General features: G+C 46.7%; 19 protein-coding genes and 1 tRNA gene. 14 read left to right on the plus strand and 6 right to left on the minus strand.

All coding sequences use genetic code 11. The annotated features are described in order from the left end of the window. From R7Z49_RS16865 to R7Z49_RS16915, 11 genes are read left to right on the plus strand one after another with little or no spacing between them, the layout of a single operon-like run. Complete coding sequence (locus R7Z49_RS16865) at nt 1–369, plus strand: 3-hydroxyacyl-ACP dehydratase (RefSeq protein ID WP_132936503.1); 369 nt, start codon at nt 1–3, stop codon at nt 367–369. Next, nucleotides 362–2,068, plus strand: a complete 1,707-nt coding sequence (locus R7Z49_RS16870; protein ID WP_165935336.1) for a glycosyltransferase family 2 protein — start codon at nt 362–364, stop codon at nt 2,066–2,068. Before R7Z49_RS16865 ends, R7Z49_RS16870 begins: the two co-directional genes overlap by 8 nt. Beyond that, on the plus strand, nt 2,052–3,605 hold the full coding sequence (gene hutH / locus R7Z49_RS16875) for a histidine ammonia-lyase (protein ID WP_064376293.1): 1,554 nt from the start codon (nt 2,052–2,054) through the stop codon (nt 3,603–3,605). Before R7Z49_RS16870 ends, hutH begins: the two co-directional genes overlap by 17 nt. Continuing rightward, on the plus strand, nt 3,605–4,051 hold the full coding sequence (locus R7Z49_RS16880; protein ID WP_064376294.1) for an acyl-CoA thioesterase: 447 nt from the start codon (nt 3,605–3,607) through the stop codon (nt 4,049–4,051). Before hutH ends, R7Z49_RS16880 begins: the two co-directional genes overlap by 1 nt. Further along, entirely contained in the window at nt 4,051–4,671 is a 621-nt protein-coding gene (locus R7Z49_RS16885) for a LolA family protein (RefSeq protein WP_064376295.1), read from the plus strand. Before R7Z49_RS16880 ends, R7Z49_RS16885 begins: the two co-directional genes overlap by 1 nt. Continuing rightward, nucleotides 4,643–6,985, plus strand: coding sequence for an MMPL family transporter (locus tag R7Z49_RS16890; RefSeq protein WP_064376296.1), 2,343 nt, complete (start codon nt 4,643–4,645; stop codon nt 6,983–6,985). Before R7Z49_RS16885 ends, R7Z49_RS16890 begins: the two co-directional genes overlap by 29 nt. Further along, nucleotides 6,982–7,593 (plus strand): DUF3261 domain-containing protein, encoded by a 612-nt coding sequence (locus R7Z49_RS16895; protein ID WP_054578010.1) that lies wholly within the window; start codon nt 6,982–6,984, stop codon nt 7,591–7,593. Before R7Z49_RS16890 ends, R7Z49_RS16895 begins: the two co-directional genes overlap by 4 nt. 20 nt (nt 7,594–7,613) lie before the next feature. Then, the gene (locus tag R7Z49_RS16900; protein ID WP_054578011.1) at nt 7,614–8,801 is read left to right on the plus strand and encodes a beta-ketoacyl-[acyl-carrier-protein] synthase family protein; all 1,188 of its coding nucleotides are present in this window, start codon (nt 7,614–7,616) and stop codon (nt 8,799–8,801) included. Then, nucleotides 8,794–9,258, plus strand: a complete 465-nt coding sequence (locus R7Z49_RS16905; protein ID WP_017634799.1) for a hotdog family protein — start codon at nt 8,794–8,796, stop codon at nt 9,256–9,258. Before R7Z49_RS16900 ends, R7Z49_RS16905 begins: the two co-directional genes overlap by 8 nt. Beyond that, nucleotides 9,255–9,980 (plus strand): 3-oxoacyl-ACP reductase FabG, encoded by a 726-nt coding sequence (gene fabG, locus R7Z49_RS16910; RefSeq protein WP_005388326.1) that lies wholly within the window; start codon nt 9,255–9,257, stop codon nt 9,978–9,980. The genes R7Z49_RS16905 and fabG overlap by 4 nt, the downstream gene beginning before the upstream one ends. Beyond that, the gene (locus R7Z49_RS16915; RefSeq protein WP_042523982.1) at nt 9,977–11,200 is read left to right on the plus strand and encodes a beta-ketoacyl-ACP synthase; all 1,224 of its coding nucleotides are present in this window, start codon (nt 9,977–9,979) and stop codon (nt 11,198–11,200) included. Before fabG ends, R7Z49_RS16915 begins: the two co-directional genes overlap by 4 nt. Before the next feature lie 94 nt (nt 11,201–11,294). Here R7Z49_RS16915 and R7Z49_RS16920 read toward each other — a convergent pair whose 3' ends face one another. Together R7Z49_RS16920 and R7Z49_RS16925 are read right to left on the minus strand one after the other, a co-directional pair. Next, the gene (locus R7Z49_RS16920) at nt 11,295–12,986 is read right to left on the minus strand and encodes a class I SAM-dependent methyltransferase (RefSeq protein ID WP_132936501.1); all 1,692 of its coding nucleotides are present in this window, start codon (nt 12,984–12,986) and stop codon (nt 11,295–11,297) included. Nucleotides 12,987–13,149: 163 nt separating this feature from the next. After that, nucleotides 13,150–13,226: transfer RNA gene (locus R7Z49_RS16925), tRNA-Arg, on the minus strand. A gap of 203 nt (nt 13,227–13,429) precedes the next feature. On the opposite strand from R7Z49_RS16925, the gene folD reads away from it, so the two are divergent. Further along, the gene (gene folD, locus R7Z49_RS16930; RefSeq protein ID WP_186584417.1) at nt 13,430–14,290 is read left to right on the plus strand and encodes a bifunctional methylenetetrahydrofolate dehydrogenase/methenyltetrahydrofolate cyclohydrolase FolD; all 861 of its coding nucleotides are present in this window, start codon (nt 13,430–13,432) and stop codon (nt 14,288–14,290) included. Nucleotides 14,291–14,358: 68 nt separating this feature from the next. Here folD and R7Z49_RS16935 read toward each other — a convergent pair whose 3' ends face one another. From R7Z49_RS16935 to R7Z49_RS16950, 4 genes are all read right to left on the minus strand, one after another. Further along, the gene (locus R7Z49_RS16935) at nt 14,359–15,558 is read right to left on the minus strand and encodes a NupC/NupG family nucleoside CNT transporter (RefSeq protein WP_005382298.1); all 1,200 of its coding nucleotides are present in this window, start codon (nt 15,556–15,558) and stop codon (nt 14,359–14,361) included. Between the two features lie 257 nt (nt 15,559–15,815). Then, the gene (locus R7Z49_RS16940) at nt 15,816–16,760 is read right to left on the minus strand and encodes a LysR family transcriptional regulator (protein WP_025766976.1); all 945 of its coding nucleotides are present in this window, start codon (nt 16,758–16,760) and stop codon (nt 15,816–15,818) included. An 87-nt stretch (nt 16,761–16,847) separates the two neighbouring features. After that, on the minus strand, nt 16,848–17,819 hold the full coding sequence (locus R7Z49_RS16945) for a lytic transglycosylase domain-containing protein (protein ID WP_005388330.1): 972 nt from the start codon (nt 17,817–17,819) through the stop codon (nt 16,848–16,850). A gap of 48 nt (nt 17,820–17,867) precedes the next feature. Continuing rightward, nucleotides 17,868–18,149, minus strand: a complete 282-nt coding sequence (locus R7Z49_RS16950; RefSeq protein WP_005382303.1) for a YcgL domain-containing protein — start codon at nt 18,147–18,149, stop codon at nt 17,868–17,870. A 197-nt stretch (nt 18,150–18,346) separates the two neighbouring features. Here R7Z49_RS16950 and minC point away from each other — a divergent pair, with 197 nt between their 5' ends. Together minC and minD are read left to right on the plus strand one after the other, a co-directional pair. Beyond that, complete coding sequence (gene minC, locus R7Z49_RS16955; protein WP_005382304.1) at nt 18,347–19,009, plus strand: septum site-determining protein MinC; 663 nt, start codon at nt 18,347–18,349, stop codon at nt 19,007–19,009. Nucleotides 19,010–19,026: 17 nt separating this feature from the next. After that, complete coding sequence (gene minD / locus R7Z49_RS16960; RefSeq protein ID WP_005388331.1) at nt 19,027–19,839, plus strand: septum site-determining protein MinD; 813 nt, start codon at nt 19,027–19,029, stop codon at nt 19,837–19,839.

Consider the following 19,839-nt stretch of genomic DNA (forward strand, 5'->3'; position numbering starts at 1 on the left):
ATGGATAAAAGAAAACCAACCATTCAGAATATTGAAGTGAGTGACCACACCGCGGAGCTTTCGCTGCGTGTGGATGCTGACATCTTAGATTTCCAAGGTCATTTCAGTCACTTTCCTCTTTTACCCGGCGTCACTCAAATTGACTGGGCGTTGTTCTGCGCCGTTCAATATTTGAACACTCCCAAGGTATTTAAAGGAATGGAAGTCATCAAATTTCAAGAGCCGATTCTGCCAAACGCCGACGTTTGTCTCTCACTCTCTTGGGACAATGAGCGCGAGAAATTGACCTTTAAGTACACATCGAAAAACGGTGAAACCTTGGTGACTCACTCTTCAGGCAAAATGAAACTGGGTGAGTCACGTGAGTGATTACCGTCCCTGCTTTTTAATTCCTTGCTACAACCACGGCAGCACAATTGCAGACGTGGTTGCGTCGTTATCCTCTTTCGATTTGCCAGTGCTTGTCGTGGACGACGGCAGCAATGAAGACACCAAACAAGCGCTTTCAGCGTTGAGTGAGCAAGGGCTGATAAAACTGATTAGTTTGAGCGAAAACCAAGGTAAAGGTGGCGCGGTGATGGCTGGCCTACATCAAGCTCACCAACTTGGTTTTACGCACGCCATTCAAATCGACGCAGATGGTCAACACGACCTAGAAGCACTACCAAAATTGCTCAGCGCCAGCGAAACAAAACCAGATAACCTGATTTCTGGCCAACCGATATACGACGCGAGCGTACCTAAAGCCCGTCTGTATGGTCGCTACGCTACGCACATTTGGGTGTGGATAGAAACCTTGTCACTGTCTATCAAAGACAGCATGTGCGGTTTTCGCGCCTACCCAGTGGCGAAAACGGTCGCCGTGTTGAACAAGTACAACATCGGCAAACGCATGGATTTTGATATCGAGATTCTGGTGCGAATGTACTGGGAAGGCGTCGATATTGATTTTGTTCCAACGCGCGTGATCTACCCTGAAGGTGGCATTTCCCACTTCGACGCATTGTGGGATAACGTCAAGATAAGCTGGATGCACACTCGCCTATTTTTTGGCATGTTGCCGCGTATACCCTCGCTACTCGCCAGAAAGCGCCGTCACACAGACGACAGCAATGCCCACTGGTCGAAACGAAAAGAACAAGGCACGATTTTAGGCATCAAAACCTTGCTCGCGGTTTACCGCTTGTTCGGTAGAAAAGCGTTCGACCTGATTTTAAAGCTAGTCATGCGCTACTACCACTTCACGGGTAAATCTGCCCGTGAAGCGTCTGAGGTTTACCTGAACAACTTACAGCACTACGCAGCGCAGCAGAACATCGCACTGCCAAAGCAGTTGGACAGCTATCATCATCTGCTTTCCTTTGGGCGAACCATGCTCGACAAACTGGCTGCCTGGCAAGGTGACTTTAACGTCGATAACCTAACCATTCACGGCCAGCATCATTTCGAAGAGATGGCGCAGAAAAAACAAGGCGTGCTCATTTTAGGCTCGCACCTTGGCAATATCGAACTCTGCCGCGCGCTTGGTCGTCGACACTCTCATGTCAAAATCAACGCCTTGGTATTTACCCAACACGCTGAACAATTTAATGCGGTAATGAAGGCGGTAAACCCAAACTCGGAACTGAATTTGATTCAAGTCAGCTCAATGGGACCAGACACCGCGATTCTGCTTCAACAAAAAATCGAGCAAGGCGAATGGGTGGTGATCGTTGGCGATCGCACTTCTACCAGCAAAGAAAATCGTGTCGTTTGGGCAGATTTTCTTGGTAAACCAGCGCCATTTCCGCAAGGCCCATTCATGCTGGCCTCGGTATTAAAAGCGCCGGTTTATCTACTCTTCGGCCTACGCGACGATGAAGCAAACACTCCGCATTTTAATGTGTACTTTGAACACTTTAGTGACCAAATCACGCTACCGCGCAAGGAACGTCAGCAGGCACTAGAACACGTTGTTCAACAGTACGCACAAAGATTAGAACACCACACACTGCAAGCGCCGTTACAGTGGTACAACTTTTTTAACTTCTGGACTTTAAGTAATCAGCCACATGACAAACAACAATAATCACAACATCACTTTTGGTGCCCAATCTTTAACCATCGAAGATGTCGTTGCCATTGCTCAAGGTGCAAAGGCACACATGAACACCTCGCCAGAATTTACCGCGAAAATTGATCGTGGCGTGGCGTTTCTGGAACGATTACTGAAGGAAGAAGGCGTTATTTACGGCGTGACCACGGGTTACGGCGATTCATGCACTGTGGCGATTCCACCTGCTCTTGTGGATGAACTTCCGTTGCACCTTACGCGCTTCCATGGCTGTGGCTTAGGTCAAATCCTTTCTCATGAGCAAGCTCGTGCGGTGTTGGCGACACGTTTATGTTCATTGTCGCAAGGCGTATCTGGCGTGTCTCACGGTCTGTTGAACCAAATCGTTACGCTTATCAATCACGATATTGCGCCGCGTATTCCACAAGAAGGCTCTGTGGGCGCAAGTGGCGATTTAACGCCTCTGTCTTACCTAGCAGCGACCTTAATTGGCGAGCGTGAAGTGCTTTACAAAGGCGATGTGCGACCAACACAAGAAGTGTTTGCAGAGCTGGGCATTGAGCCAATTCGCCTAAAACCAAAAGAAGGTTTGGCGTTAATGAACGGTACATCCGTGATGACTGCCCTCGCCTGTCTTGCCTACAAACGCGCAGAATACCTAACGCAGCTGTGCACCAAGATTACCGCGATGGTCTCTGTGGGTATGCAAGGTAATGACTTCCACTTTGATGAAGCGTTGTTTGCGGTAAAACCTCATCCTGGTCAACAGCAAGTTGCGGCTTGGCTGCGTGATGATCTCAATGCTGAGCGTCCGCCACGCAATAGCGACCGACTGCAAGATCGTTACTCGCTACGTTGTGCGCCACACGTCATTGGCATGGTGCAAGACTCACTGCCTTGGCTACGTCAATTGATTGAGAATGAGCTAAATAGTGCCAACGACAATCCAATCATCGATGGCGACAATGAGCGCGTTCTGCACGGCGGTCACTTCTACGGTGGTCATATCGCAATGGCGATGGATACGTTGAAAGTGAACATTGCCAACTTAGCTGATTTGCTGGATCGTCAGATGGCGCAATTGATGGATTACAAGTTCAATAACGGCCTGCCGTTTAACTTAACCGGTGCAGAAGGCGAGCGTAAACCGATCAACCACGGCTTTAAAGCGGTTCAGATTGGTATCTCAGCTTGGACGGCAGAAGCGTTGAAAAACACCATGCCAGCAAGCGTTTTTTCTCGCTCAACCGAATGTCACAACCAAGACAAAGTGAGCATGGGCACCATCGCGGCTCGTGATTGCTTACGCGTACTTGAGTTAACAGAGCAAGTTGCTGCGGCTTCACTCCTAGCAAGCGTTCAAGCGGTTGAGATTCGTCGCCGTCATAACGAATTGGACGAACACCACATGAGTCAGAGTTTGCGAGTAATTCGTGACGCCGTACTGAGCGAGTTTGAGTTTGTGATTGAAGATCGCCCGTTAGAACAAGATTTGCGTCATTTCATTGAACGCATTCAGCAACGTCATTGGCCACTCTACGTGGAGGTATAATGCAAGAGCAGGTTCTCTACCCATTAGAAGCGGAGGTGACTATGGTCACCTCATTCCAAGATGCTGACCCGATGGGCGTGATTTATCACGGCAACTTCTTTCGATATTTTGAAGAAGCGCGTCGTGTGCTGATGGAGAAGCTCCAATACAGCTATCGCGATATGCAAGACTCTGGGTACATGTGGCCGATCATCGATACGCGCGTTAAATACGTGAAGGCGATTCCGTTTAATCACACCATTCGTATTACCGCGCAACTCACGGAGTGGGAAAACCGCTTACGTGTGGATTACGTGATTTACGACGCCGAAACGAATCAACGTATGTGCAAAGCGCATACAACGCAAGTCGCCGTATCCATTGAAAAGCAAGAGATGTGCTTTGTGTCTCCAGCAGTCTTTTTAGATAAAGTAGAGCAATGGCACAACCATGGGAGCCGGAACTAATGCAAAAGTGGTTACTCTCTTTTTTGTTGATATTTTCTGTTCCAGCACTGGCCACACCGACAGCAAACGTAACGGATTTGGCGTCGCTTCAACAGCAGTTGTCTCAGCATGAAATCGTACGCGGAGATTTTACGCAGCAGCGTCATCTGGAAATGTTTAGTCAACCTTTAACCTCTAAAGGTCAGTTCACACTGAGCAAAACACATGGCTTGTTGTGGCAACAAACAGAACCTTTCGCAGTCAATTTGGTATTGACGGAAAACAAACTTCGTCAGACTTTTGCCGACCAAGCTCCGAAAACGATCTCTGCAGAAGAAAACCCAATGGCGTTCTACTTTAGCCATGTGTTTTTATCCGTGTTCCACGGGGATACTTCTGCACTGCAAGAACAATTCACACTCGATTTTTCAGTTGAGAACAATCATTGGCAGCTCGTTTTAGTGCCCAAACAGTCGCCATTAAATGCGGTGTTTCAATCTATCACTCTTTCCGGTAAAACGCACATTGATCGCCTAACCCTACAAGAGCTGCGCGGCGATAAAACCGAAATCACGTTTACGAACCAGACCTCTCTACCTCAGGAACTCACGGATGCCGAAGACGCTCAATTCCGTTTCTAAACTCAGTCTTGGCACTCACACCTTTGCTCTGGTTTGGCTCAATCTCGTTGTTTTAGCGGGCGCGTTGCTACTCAAACAATGGGTTTGGAGTGCAGAATCTCCGATTGAGACCAACATTTTAAAACTGCTGCCGAAGAACCAACAAAACCCGGTGGCTGAGCAAGCCTTTGAGTCGGTCTCGGCAAGTATGAGCGACAAAGTCATTTTCGTGATCACAGCGCCGGACAAAAATGCCCTTTTTGCAGCGGCCGCTGAATTTGATAAGGGGTTACGCCAAAGTAATCATTTTCGCGATGTGGTAGGAAAAATCTCACCTCAAGAACAGCAAGCTTGGGCGAGTTACTACTTTAAGCACCGCTTCCAATTGCTGACGCCTGAACAACGAGAGCGTTTAAGCCAAAATCCAGAACAGCAAGTGCAGCATGTGATTCAGTCGCTGTACAACCCGTTTTCTGGGGTGACTGGGCAAGAGTTACAAAATGACCCTTTCTTGCTATTTCGTGATTATTTAAGCCAAGTTACCCAGCAATCGTCCTCTTTCCGATTGGATAACGGCTATCTGTCCGTCGAAAAAGGCGATGCTCAATACTTGCTTATTACTGCCGAACTAAAAGACTCGCCTTATAGCCTAACTGGGCAGCTTGCAGTCCCTGATATTCAAGCGCTAGAACAAAGCGTCGCGCAGAAATATGGCGCTGAAGTCGCACATACTGGCGTTCTATTTTACGCCGACTTTGGTACGCAAAGTGCAAAATCGGAGATCAGCACCATCGGTGTATTCTCTCTACTCGGTATCATTGCATTGTTCTTGCTGGTCTTTCGGAGTGTGATGCCGCTGTCTCTGGCACTGCTTTCCATCACCATTGGTTTGCTCGTTGCGTTGTCAGTGACAACGTGGATTTTTGGAAAAGTCCATCTGTTCAGTTTAGTGTTTGGCGCAAGTTTAATCGGCGTGTCTATCGACTACGCATTCCACTACCTAACCGAACGTCTTGCGGCGGGAAATGAATGGGATAGCGAGCAAGGATTAAAGCATATTTTCATAGCTATCACACTTGGCTTAATCACCAGCTTGATCGGCTATTTGGGCATGTTAGTGGCACCGTTTCCTGGTTTGCAGCAGCTTGCTCTGTTTTCATCCATTGGTCTGATTGCCGCTTACGTCACCGTGGTGGCTTGGTATCCGATACTGGCTCGTAACCCATCGCGATCCATTTCGACATTACCGGGACAATCACTGTTGGCGAAATGGTTAACGCTTTGGAATCAACCTCGAATTAAAGTCGGATTGCCGATGTTATGTGTGGTTGCGAGTGGCTTTTTCTTGCTGCAATTGAACTACGATGACGACATTCGTCTACTGCAAACGATGCCGAACGATCTCAAGCAGCAAGAAACCTTGATTACGACGCTTAGTGGCATGCAATCTTCGCAGCAAATGTTGGTCGTTACCGCCGACGATGACGAAAACCTAATGAAAAAGCTGGAGTCTTTGACGCCAACATTAGAAGCGTGGAAAGCGGACAGCACCATCGAAAGCTACCAAAGTCTGAGCCGCTACTTGAGCTCGGTGGAGCGTCAGCAACAAGACTATCAATTGATTCGCGATCTTTACGCGACACAATCCAGCCCACTAGCTTCCGGACTGAGCTTAAGTAAAAAGCCTAAAATGGACGCCGACTTTATCCCTGTCACGGTTGATCAGTACTTGCAAAACCCAGTATCAGCGCCTGTGCGTTTTCTCCATTTGGGTAAGATCAAAGGAAAATCTGCAACGGTAGTGGTGTTAAACCAATTGCAAGACTCCGCCGTTGTTAAGGCATTTGCCAAATCGCAGTCTGATGTTGTTTATCTAAACAAAGCTGAGGAAATATCCGCCCTATTTGGTGAATACCGAATCAAAATCATGGAACTATTGGCAGCCGCCAGTGCTGTGATCTTTCTGGTATTAATCAAGCGGTACGGTCTGCAACACAGTTGGCGAGTTTTACTGCCATCATTGATTGCTTGCGCCTGCGGTCTGGCAACGGCAGTCGCGATGGGAACAACATTAAACCTATTCAACTTGCTTGGCTTGGTGCTCATTCTTGGTATCGGGATCGATTACACTCTGTTCTTTGCCGAGAAAGCCCGCAGCGTGAGCACACTATTGGCGATCACCCTTTCGGCAATAACCACTGTGCTGTCATTTGGGTTGCTATCACTCAGCCAAACTCACGCGATTCACAGTTTCGGCATTACGGTGTTAAGTGGTATTTTTGTTGCTTGGCTGCTCTCTCCGATTGCGATTAAAACAGAGGAAACGACGTCATGATTTTTAACCATGCTTTTCGCTGCGCGACGTTAATCGTACTGAGTCTGTTTTTAAGTGCATGCAGCTTGGTCCCTCACCAATCGACGCCTCTGGTCGACATTGCCGAGCACACCCAAGTTAGCTTGCCCACTCCCGCAAGCTTGGGCTATCAGTTGTCTGCCAGTCAGTTAATTACGGCTTCTTGGGCAATAGATGGTAAAACCACATCTGAGCAACTTCCGGTACAACTGCAAGTGACCAACAACGAAGTGGTGTTGGCAGGCTTTTCATCCTGGGGGACAAGAGTACTCTCACTGTCTTACGATGGAGAACAAATTCAAACCGAAGTGCTCAACGGTTTACAAGGTTCGCTACCGCAGCCAGAACAGGTATTATTTAACCTGATGATCACGCTCTGGCCGAGTTCCGCTTGGGAAGGATCGTTAAATGAGGTAAGGTGGCGAATTATTGATAAAAATAATTCTCGCGCCATCTTTGATAGCGACGGTGAAAAGATCATTGAGATTCAATACAGCTCTTCTAACAAGTTAGAGGGTAAGATTGATTTTCATCACCTCAAACATCAGTTTTCAATTTCTATTCAAACACTGCAACATCAGATTAATTAAGAACAATTTAGAATAACAATATGCCTATTCGCTCTTCTCAACCTTTGTATATTCAGGCCTGTGGCTTTCACTCTGCCATGGGACAAGATGATGCGCTCATCCACCAGTGTTTATCGGGAGCGAAGCCATCCAACATGGTGGTTGACCGAGATATTTTAAATTCAGGCCGCCAAACAGTAATCGGTCGAATCGCACAGACGTTACCGCAATTACCACCCGCACTCAGCCAGTTTGATACGAGAAACAACCGCCTCGCACTTTCGGCTTTGCAGCAAATCGAAGGCGACGTGCGTGACGCCATTGCTAAATATGGTCGTGACCGTATCGCAGTCGTGATCGGCACCAGCACATCTGGCATTTCAGATGGCGAAATCGCATTTGGTGAAAAGCTGGCAAAGGGTAATTTTCCTGCCGACTACCATTACACCAAACAAGAGCTTGGCAACTGCAGCGATTTTATTGCCGCCTACTTTGATTTGAGCGGCCCACATTACTCAGTTTCAACCGCCTGTTCTTCTAGTGGCCGTGTCTTTTTAACCGCGCAACGCCTGATTCGCTCTGGCATTGTTGATGCAGTTATTGTGGGTGGTGTGGATACCATTTGTCGCCTCACACTAAACGGCTTTAACGGTTTAGAAGCTCTATCCGATACCCTTTGTAAGCCGTTTGACCAACATCGCAACGGCATCAATATCGGTGAAACCGCAGCATTAATGTTGCTAAGCAAAACACCTGCGCCCGTTGCTCTTCTCGGAGCTGGCGACAGCTCAGACGCACACCATATTTCCGCACCACATCCAGAAGGGTTAGGCGCAGAAGAAGCGATGAAAAAAGCGTTGGCCAATGCAGGACTTACAGCGCAAGACATTGGTTACATCAACGCGCATGGCACAGCAACGCCGTTAAACGATGCGATGGAAAGCAAAGCCATTCATCGCTGCTTTGGTGACTCCGTTCCCGTAAGCTCGACAAAGCCACTTACCGGACACACATTAGGCGCAGCAAGTGCAACGGAAGCCGCGATCGCTTGGCATATTCTCAAGTACAACCTTGATTTGCCAATACAACACTGCGAAACCAAAGCAGACGATATCCATATATCGTTAGTTGAGACGCCAACCAAACTGGGTAACAAAGCGATTCTCAGCAACTCTTTTGCTTTTGGTGGCAATAATATTAGTCTTATTTTTGGTTACGCTCATGACTAAACTTCCTCCCATCGAACAACTTTTGCCACACGACAAACCAATGATCTTGGTCGATCGTGCTTTGGATGTTCAACAAGATACGATTCACTGCCAGGTTGATATCGCAGAACACAACCCGTTCTTCGACTCGGCCTCTCAAACTGTGCCAGCTTACGTTGGCATTGAGTTTATGGCGCAATCTGTCGCGGCGTGGTCTGGTTACCACGCATTAATGAAAGAACAAGCGCCACCGATTGGCTTTTTGCTTGGTAGCCGTCGATACACGTCTGAATGCGATACGTTTTCTCGCGGACAGGTGCTCGATGTGTATGCTGAAAAAGTTATGGAAGATAACGGTATGGCGGTTTTTTCAGCCCGTATTGAGCTACAAGGAACTGTTGTAGCGACTTGCCAATTGAACGTTTACGTTCCATCAGAAGAAAAATTACAAGAAATGAAAATCAGGAGTCAACAATGACCCGACAAGTCCTCGTTACAGGTGCCAGCAAAGGCATCGGTAAAGCCATTGCCGTTCAATTAGCCAAAGATGGTTTCCAAGTCATTGTCCATTACATGGGCGATCAACAAGGCGCGCAAGACACCCTAAACACCATCGAACAGCATGGTGGTAGCGGTCGTCTTATCCAATTCGACATCAGTGACCGTGCAGATTGTCGTGAGAAGCTAGAAGCCGATATCGCCGAACACGGCGCTTACTATGGCGTAGTAAACAACGCTGGCATCACAAAAGATACCGCTTTCCCTGCGATGACCGAAGAAGAATGGGATGGTGTGATTCATACCAACTTAGACAGCTTCTACAACGTTCTTCACCCTTGTGTTATGCCAATGGTGCAAAAGCGCAAAGGCGGCCGAATTGTTACGCTTGCATCAGTCTCTGGCCTAATGGGGAATCGTGGTCAAACTAACTACAGCGCAGCGAAAGCGGGCGTAATTGGTGCAACAAAATCACTCGCGCTTGAACTGGCAAAACGCAAAATCACCGTCAACTGCGTTGCTCCAGGGCTTATCGACACAGGCATGGTAGACGAACACGTGAAAGAACATGCGATGCCGCAAATTCCTTTGCGCCGCATGGGAGAGCCAGAAGAAGTTGCTGGTTTAGTCAGTTACCTTATGTCTGACATCGCAGGCTATGTAACTCGCCAAGTCATTTCGGTAAACGGAGGCCTAGTATGAGCCATCGAGTTGTTGTAACCGGAATGTCAGGCGTGACTGCGTTTGGTAACGATTGGCAATCTGTCGAACCAAAACTGCGTGACTGCCAGAACGCGACGCAATACATGCCTTCTTACGAACAGTATGATGGTTTGAACACCAAGCTCGCGGCACCAATTTTAGATTTTGAACTGCCAAAGCACTACAAGCGCAAGCAAGTACGCGGCATGGGGCGTGTTTCCAAATTGGCGACCGTCGCAACAGAAAACGCACTGAGCCAAGCAGGTTTGATTGGTAACGACGTACTCACCAATGGTCAAACGGGTATCGCATACGGCTCATCAACAGGCAGTACTGATGCAATCGGTGCATTTGGTGTCATGCTGAATGAGAAAACCACCAAAGCGATCACCGCAACGACTTACGTGCAGATGATGCCGCATACCACAGCAGTGAACGTTGGTCTATTTTTCGGTTTGAAAGGCCGAGTGATCCCAACCAGCAGTGCATGTACCTCTGGCAGCCAAGCAATCGGCTACGCCTACGAAGCGATCAAACATGGCTACCAAACGGTAATGGTTGCTGGTGGCGCTGAAGAATTGTGCCCAACGGAATCCGCTGTCTTCGATACCCTTTTTGCCACCAGTCTGAAGAATGAAGACCCGAAAAGCACACCAAGACCTTATGACTCCGATCGCGATGGTTTGGTGATTGGTGAAGGTGCGGGAACGCTAGTTCTGGAAGAGTACGAACACGCCGTCGCTCGTGGCGCGAAAATCTATGCAGAAATCATCGGTTTTGCCAGCAACTGTGATGCCGCACACGTCACTCAACCACAGATGGAAACCATGCAAATCTGTATGGAAATGGCTTTGCAAAATGCGGGCATTCCTGCTGAGAAGATCGACTATGTATCTGCTCACGGCACTGCCACCGACCGCGGCGATATTGCGGAAAGCAACGCAACAGCGAATGCTCTGGGCAAAGTGCCAATCAGTTCACTCAAGAGCTACTTTGGCCACACACTAGGCGCCTGTGGCGCGATTGAAGCGTGGCTAGGTTTAGAAATGATGCACACAGGCTGGTTCAACCCAACGCTCAACCTAAAAAACCTCGACGAGCAATGTGGTGATTTAGACTACATCGCCGGACAAGGCCGAGAGCTGGACGTGAAATATTTGATGAGTAACAACTTCGCCTTTGGCGGCATCAACACCTCCATCATCTTTAAAAAGATGTAATGCCCTTAGTAAATGCAAAAGCGCTGGTTAACCAGCGCTTTTTTGTTGGTTGCCTATCAGGTTCATATATCACGCTGTAACGGCAAACAAGACATTACCATTCCGCGATACAAAGGCGACTTTTAACACCACGAATTTGTAATCCCATCGCTTCAAAGACATGCTCAAAATCTTGACAAGATGCAGGCACATTAGGTAGCGACAATGAAGCCTCGGTAAAAAACGTCCGACTCAAATTATCCGTCTCTCCCCAAGCTAACTGCCACCAATCCAAAATTCGCGGCTTGGATGCGTTTAATCGATAGCTAGCAGGAATACGATCACGCTTGTTTAGGTTTTCAACCTTAGATGTTGGTAGTAAGTTCCACTTATCATTGTTGGGCCAATAAGCAAATGGCAAACAGTGATCAACGTGATACTCATTTCGTAATTTGCTTCCACTCCATACACTGACAATGTCGCAATGGCTGAGCTTCAACTGTTCAATTCTCTTTCGCACGACTCGCGTATCATGGTCTTTATCAATCCAGACCAAACAATCATGATACGTTTGCAGTGGAATACCCCGCTCTTGATTAGACCGAAATCGTTGCATTTCCATAATCCATTGGTTGACCACCAGCGGCTCAATCCAAGAGTTATACAATCGAAAACAATCCCAAAGGCTTTCATCCAACACAAACAGCCCATAACCTTCGAGGAACTCGCTATCCACAACAATTGAACGTTTTGGCTTCTTAGCTGAACGAATCATTTCAAAGTAAGGGTTTGATTTATCACCTTGATAGGTAAAAGTGACGGGACCATCTTTTATGGTTTTTAAGCTGTCTTTTATCGCTTTATCAAGCGCCACTGCATCTTCACCAAAAAATGTCGTGCCTATAGCAAGATCATCAGGACTTAAATGGGAAAGTCTGCCCCAGCCATCGGGCTTTATAAAACCTAGCCCTTTAGACGAGTTCGAGCCTTGCTGGATGTTCTCTTTATCGATTAAACGCTTAAATTGACGAATCCAATATAAGCCAACTAATCCTAATGGGATTGCAACTTTACCTTCGCTGCGATCAACCACTGCACCAGAATGAGCGTCTGCAATACGTAGTAAAGTACGTAGTAGTGCGAGCTTATAGGTAGCCGATTTGGAATCATTGACGATAATGTGGCGAACCTTATTCAGATCACCGGAACCATCATCAGGCAAAGACATCACTACAGTTTGCCAAGATACACCCGTTCGCTTTAACTGATCGTCATCGAGAGATACGTTTCTCACCATTAAAGCGCTATTCTTTGCAAACTTTTCGAGCTCTTCAACCGATACGGGATAAGCTTTACGACCGTCAGAAAAGTCACCGTGACGAAGGCTAATCACCAATCGACCATTAGGCGCTAACAAATTTGCAAGTTTGCGAAATGCACGTTCACGGTGCGTAGGCGCAAGATGCATCCATACCGCACTGACAAGAATTAAATCGAAGCGAAAGCCAAGATTAATGGTTTTCTCAAGCTTAGGTAATGCATCTTCAAGCCAAGTAACGGAATCGCCACAGTAAGACTTACCAAGCCTTAGAAGTGCTTGAGCAGGCTCGATCGCAACAACTTCACACCCATGCTCAGCCATCCATTTCGCGTCTCGACCAGAGCCCGCGCCAACATCTAACACACGATCTCCAGCCTGGGGCCAGAAGACTCTCCAACTCGCGTGGACATCCTCAAACTGGATCGATGTGTATTGCTTCGCGAAAGAGTCGGCGTGTCGGTCATAAAAGTTAGAAGTGGCAGGCATAAAGGTTAACGAAAGGTAATTAATATGCGTCCATATTAATTGCTAGAAATTGCAATGGCTAGAATGCCATTCAAAAGTTGTAGATAGAGTGGCAATTACAGCCAAAAACCTAAAAACGACAAAGCCCCGACAACTCAAAGAGTTATCGAGGCTTTTGAATAAATGGCACGCCCTATTGGATTCGAACCAATGACCACATCCTTAGAAGGGACGTGCTCTATCCAGCTGAGCTAAGGGCGCGCTACAGGGACAGGATTATACGAGTTCAAACGGGTAAATCAACGGGTTTTCATAACATTCTGATCTGAATGCCTAAAAAAAGTCCATTAAAACGCTTAATGTTCAAAAACACCACAAAGCAAACGTTTGCGTATGGATGTTAATAAGAAATTCTGCGACAATGCGCCGCAGATAATCTGCCTTCTTAATTTATAAGGAAAGTCATGACTGCTCAAAGTATAGACGGAACTCTCATTTCCCAAACTGTTCGATCCGAAGTGGCTGCACGTGTTAAAGCACGTGTTGAAGCTGGGCTACGTGCTCCTGGTTTAGCAGTGGTTCTAGTTGGTGAAGATCCTGCTTCTCAGGTTTATGTCGGTAGCAAACGCCGCGCATGTGAAGAAGTTGGGTTTGTTTCTAAGTCTTTTGACCTTCCTGCGTCTAGCTCAGAAGAAGAGTTACTAGCTCTGATTGATGAATTAAACAACGATGATGAAATTGACGGCATTCTAGTGCAATTACCCCTTCCTGCGGGCATAGACACAACACATGTTTTAGAGCGCATTCACCCAGAGAAGGACGTGGATGGCTTCCATCCTTACAACGTTGGTCGTCTTGCGCAGCGTATTCCAAAGCTTCGCTCTTGCACGCCAAAGGGCATAATTACCCTACTCGACCGTTACAACATTGAGCTACGTGGTAAACATGCGGTTGTGGTTGGTGCATCAAACATTGTTGGTCGTCCAATGACACTTGAGCTGCTGCTTGCGGGCTGCACAACAACAACATGTCACCGTTTTACCAAAGACCTAGAGAGTCATGTGCGTCAAGCTGACATTGTCGTGGTTGCGGTTGGTAAGCCTAACTTCATCCCTGGTGAGTGGATTAAAAAAGGCGCAGTGGTGGTCGATGTCGGTATTAACCGTCTTGACTCAGGCAAACTAGTTGGCGACGTGGAGTACGACAAAGCACGTGAAAGTGCGAGCTTTATTACTCCTGTTCCTGGTGGCGTTGGCCCAATGACCGTCGCAAGTTTAATTGAGAACACGATGCTCGCTTGCGAACAGTTCCACACAGACAAATAACGTAAAACTTCAGATACGAAAAAGGCTCCGCAAGGAGCCTTTTTGCTAATTGTTGATATCTATTTCAATTACAGACTTAAAATCACGCCCGCAATCGAAGCGCTCATTAAGTTCGCCATGACACCAGCGATAATCGCACGGAAACCATGCTTAGAAACAAATGCACGCTTTTCTGGTACCAAAGAGCCCAACCCACCAATCAGCATCGCCATGCTTGAGATGTTTGCAAAGCCACACAAAGCAAACGTCACGATTGCTTGTGAGTGTTCACTAAGTTGAGACTTCACTTCTGCAAGCTGGATGAAAGCGACGAACTCATTCACAACAATCTTGTTACCAATCAACGAGCCTGCTGTGGTTGCTTCTTGCCATGGTATACCCAACAACCAAGCGACCGGCGCAAACACAAAACCTAGGATGAGCTCAAAACTTAATGGTGTCCCAATCAGATCACCTATCCAACCTAACATACCGTTTAGCATTGCAATGACACTAATAAACGCCAGTAACGTACCACCGACCGATACAGCAATGCGTACACCCGCCATGGCACCATCGGCTAATGCTTCTACTACGTTGGTTGCACGTGGAATTTCAACTTGGCTAATGTCGATATCTGCTGCTTTATCCGTATCTTCTGGCATTAAAATTTTTGCCATCAACAAGCCGGCAGGTGCCGACATAAATGCAGCTGCAATAAGATAGTTGAGGTCGACACCCAGTGATGCGTAACCGACCAACGTTCCGCCAGCAACTGACGCTAAACCACCTGTCATAACTGCAAAGAACTGCGAGTCAGTCATGTGTTTTAGGTAAGGCTTTACCATCAATGGTGCTTCAATGGTACCGACAAAAATGTTTGCTGTTGCAGACAAAGACTCCGCACGACCGATACCCAGCAGCTTTTGAATACCACCACCGATAAAGTTAATGATTTTTGGCATCACACCAATGTGATAAAGACCTGAGATAAGAGAGGAGAAGAAAACGATGATACCCAGAACATTGATCGCAAAGGTGAAGCCCCCTGTCGCCAAATTACCGAATAAAAACGCAATGCCCTCTTGACCATAGTTGATCAAATTCGACACAACACTGCTCACTGAATTCAGCGCATCTCTTCCTGCTGGTACATATAAAACCAACAACGCAAACAGTACCTGCAAAGCAAACGCAAACGACACCGTTCTCAGCTTTATATTTTTTCTATTTGTAGAAAGTAGCCATGCTAGGAATAGTATGGCTACGATACCAATAATTGAGTTCATAAAATGAATCCGACAGAAGGGGGATATGGAAGGCACCGGATTGTATAGCGGACTCAAAATGCTGCAAGTTGAGGATGTTAACAGTGTGAAAAGTTTAAGAGACCAATAACTGACCAATAAAATAACCACTTGAATTTATTGAAGATAAACGTTTGCTTATTTTAATTGTTTCCATATGGAAAATATGTTTCTGGTTCAGGAAAAATTTTTGTGAAGTGAATCACTTTATGTGTCGTTCTACAACGTCATTGATCCTGTTATTTAGGAATAGAGATGTAAGGTGCTAAACGTTGGTCCCAATGACAAGGGTTGCCGATCTTCTGTTTGATAAAGTTAATCACTGCGGATATTTTTTTTGGCATATGTTGGCGGCTTGGGTATACCGCATAAAACGGCATCGACTGGCTGGCTTTCCAGTCAGGTAACAGCTGTATTAACTTACCCGTTCTGAACTCATCACCCAGCAAGTAAGTGGCAAGGTAGGCAATACCCCAACCTGCAATAGCCGCGTCCCGGACGGCTTCTGCCAGATCCACTGAATAGTTACCCGAGACTTTTACGTTCAATTCTTGCTGATCTTTGGTAAACGCCCACCCCGTATAGTCACGCTCCCAGCTTCTGTATATGAGGCAGTTGTGAGCAGATAGGTCATCCGGTTCTGTTGGCGAGTCATGTTTCAATAAGTAATCTGGCGATGCCGCAACAACAAACTGGCAATCCGTCAAACGCTGCGCAATGTAACCTTCAGGCAAATGCTCGTTGTTGGTTACCCATAAATCGAGCCCTTCGGCTAACATATCGACCTTATAGTCAAACAGATGTACTTCCACTTGAAGTTGAGGATACAGTTCGCGTAACTCTTGAATCGCTGGAATAATGTGTAAGGTACCAAATGATTGCGACAACCCAAGACGTACCAAACCTGCCACTTCATCCCGCTGGGTTTCCATCTCTAATGTGGCGCTGCTCACCGCTTGTACCACTTGCTCACAGTGATGAAAAAAGGTTTTCCCTGCCTCTGTCGGCGTAAAGCTTCGCGTAGTGCGTTGAACAAGCTTGATACCAAGAGACGCTTCTAACTGACTCAACTGTTTACTCACATGAGACACCGACACGCCTAAGCTCTTTGCAGCAGCTGTGAAGCTTTTGTGTTTAAGAAGAGCGGAGAAAATCACCATTTGTGCGGCACGTTCAGATAACACGCTTTACCTCGATTTGGTTATAGAAAAAACAAAGGGCTCCGAAGAGCCCTTGTATTGAAGACTGGATGCCGAATTGTTTGTGGCAGATCAGTATTTAATGCGGTCAGCCAAGTGGCTCACAGCAAGTGCGAAGTAGTAAGAGCGGTTCCACTTCATCAATACGTTGTAGTTATTGTAAACCAGATACGTACGACCATTCTCGTCGTCCGGCATGATCAACCATGCTTTGATGTCTTCATCCAGTTTTGGCAACGGGCTACCGTCATATTTTGTGATACCTAATTGGCTCCACTCTTGAAGGTATTTGCCTTTTTCAGCCGTGCGCCCTTCCAGGCTGCGATCAATATTTTTAGGAACCTTAACTTGGCGACCCCAAGTATATTTATCATCCCAACCAGACTTGCTCAAATAGTTAGCGGTTGATGCAAACACGTCCGCTTCAGATTGCCATATGTCTTTTTTACCATCACCGTTGCCGTCAGCAGCAAAACGAAGGAAAGAGCTTGGCATAAACTGGCATTGACCCATCGCACCAGCCCATGAGCCTTTAAAGTTCTCTAGCTCAATATGGCCTTGATCGAGGATCTGCAGTGCCGACATGGTCTCTTTACGGAAAAACTCTTCACGACGGCCTTCAAATGCCATTGTGGATAGTGCATCAATCACTTTAAAGTTGCCGGTAAACTTACCAAAGTTACTTTCAACTCCCCAAAGTGCCACAATAAAGCGCGGGTGGACACCGTACTCATCGCCTATACGCTTTAGCTCAGTGTAATGCTCTTTGTAGAGTTGTCTGGCTTGCTTCACCTTCCACTCAGGCACCGCGCGAGGAATGTACTCATCCAATGTCAGTTTCTTTTCTGGTTGGTTTCGGTCCGCTTTTACTGCTCGGGGCTTGTACTCAACATTAGCAAAAGCAGCACTAATGACCTGCTCTGAGATACCTTTATCACGAGCTTCAGCACGCAGCTTATTCAAGTATTCATCAAAACCCTCGCTACTTGCAAAAGCCGAGGTACACATACCAACGCTAAGCATGGTAGCCAGTATCTTTTTCATATTGCCCTCCTTGAGCAAGGCAGAAATCCCAGATGAAAAACGATGACGTTATTCGCCTTTCTGCTGGGCTTTTTGTTCTTTGTACTTTTCTAATAGGTTCTCCGGCGGCGGTGGAACCTGAAGAAAGAAGCCATCATTTTGTAATGAAGCCTTCACTTTTTCGATATCAACTTGTGCCAATTTACGGCCATCAAGTTTAATCGTCATGACAGCGATAGGCTTACCGAACATCTGCATTAAGGTGTCAGGAACCTGTGAAAAATCATCCTTTTTCGGAATATAGAGATAAGTACCTTCTTTTTTCGAGCTTTTATAAATAGAACAAAGCATGACACGCCTTTTATGCTGATTTAGCCGCGTTGAGTGCGGATTAGGTTGTAAACGTCAAATTCTCGCAAACTTAATAGCAAATTTGAGATTAATTCACCTATTTGCCCACGAGAGAACTTGCTGCGTCAAAGGATGAAATATAACATGACATACCTAGTTTAAGGCAACGCTCTTTCAATAAAGGCAAGAAGTCCACGATGACCCATTCACCAGACCTTAAAGGTAGCAGTTTTACATTGTCAGTTTTACACCTTTCTGACAATGAGATCGCAAAGACTGTCGAATTTTTGCAAGAAAAAGTTTCTCAAGCACCTTCTTTTTTTGCATCCGCGCCTTTGGTAATCAATATAGCAAAAGTACAAGGCGACATTGATTTCCCTAAGCTTAAACAAGGCATCTCAGATGCCGGTTTTATTCCGGTCGGTGTAACGGGCTGTAAAGACAAGCGTGTACAAAACCTTGCTTCCGAAGCTGGCTTCGCCATTATGTCGGCGAGCAAATCGCCAAGCCAAGCACCTGCCAAAATGGCACCAACGAAAGTAGTTCGTACGCCTGTCCGCTCAGGACAACAGATCTACGCAAAAGATGGTGATTTGGTGGTGCTAGCGCACGTAAGTGCAGGTGCTGAAGTCATTGCTGACGGCTCTATTCATATCCATGGCACACTTCGAGGTCGTGCGATTGCAGGAGCAAGTGGTCAGCAGGAAGCGCGTATTATTTGCCACGATTTACAAGCAGAACTGGTATCCATTGCGGGTGACTACTGGTTAAGCGATCAAATTGAAAGCGAGTACTGGCAAAAGAAAGTAATGATCAGTAAAGCCGATGAATCATTACATTTAGAAGTTCTCGCGATTTAATCTAAAAAGGAAAAAAAATGGCACGCATTATTGTAGTAACGTCTGGTAAAGGTGGCGTTGGTAAAACCACTTCAAGCGCAGCCATCGCCTCTGGTCTAGCTCTTAAGGGAAAAAAGACCGCGGTGATCGATTTTGACATCGGTTTGCGTAACCTCGATCTAATCATGGGCTGTGAGCGCCGCGTCGTGTATGACTTTGTAAACGTCATTAACGGCGAAGCGACATTAAACCAAGCGCTGATCAAAGATAAGCGCACGGACAACCTATTTATTCTTCCTGCTTCTCAAACTCGTGATAAAGACGCACTGACAAAAGATGGTGTTCAGCGCGTATTCGGTGAACTTGATGAAATGGGCTTTGATTTTATTATTTGTGATTCACCAGCAGGTATCGAGCAAGGCGCGTTAATGGCCTTGTACTATGCCGATGAAGCCATTGTCACAACGAACCCAGAAGTCTCTTCTGTACGTGACTCTGACCGCATTCTCGGTATTTTAGATTCTAAGTCACTGCGTGCAGAACAAGGGCTAGAGCCAGTAAAACAGCATCTGTTACTGACTCGCTACAACCCATCTCGCGTCACTCAAGGCGAAATGCTAAGCGTTGAAGACGTTGAGGAGATCTTACATATTCCACTACTGGGCGTGATTCCAGAAAGCCAAGCCGTGCTTAACGCGTCAAACAAAGGTGTGCCAGTCACTTTTGACGATAACACCGATGCGGGTATGGCTTATTCTGACACCGTTGATCGCTTATTAGGCAATCAGGTTGAATTTCGTTTCCTTACTGAGGAGAAGAAAGGACTCTTTAAACGACTCTTTGGAGGCTAG

The sequence above is a fragment of the Vibrio sp. 1562 genome, from assembly GCF_033340155.1.
GTDB lineage: Bacteria > Pseudomonadota > Gammaproteobacteria > Enterobacterales > Vibrionaceae > Vibrio > Vibrio alginolyticus.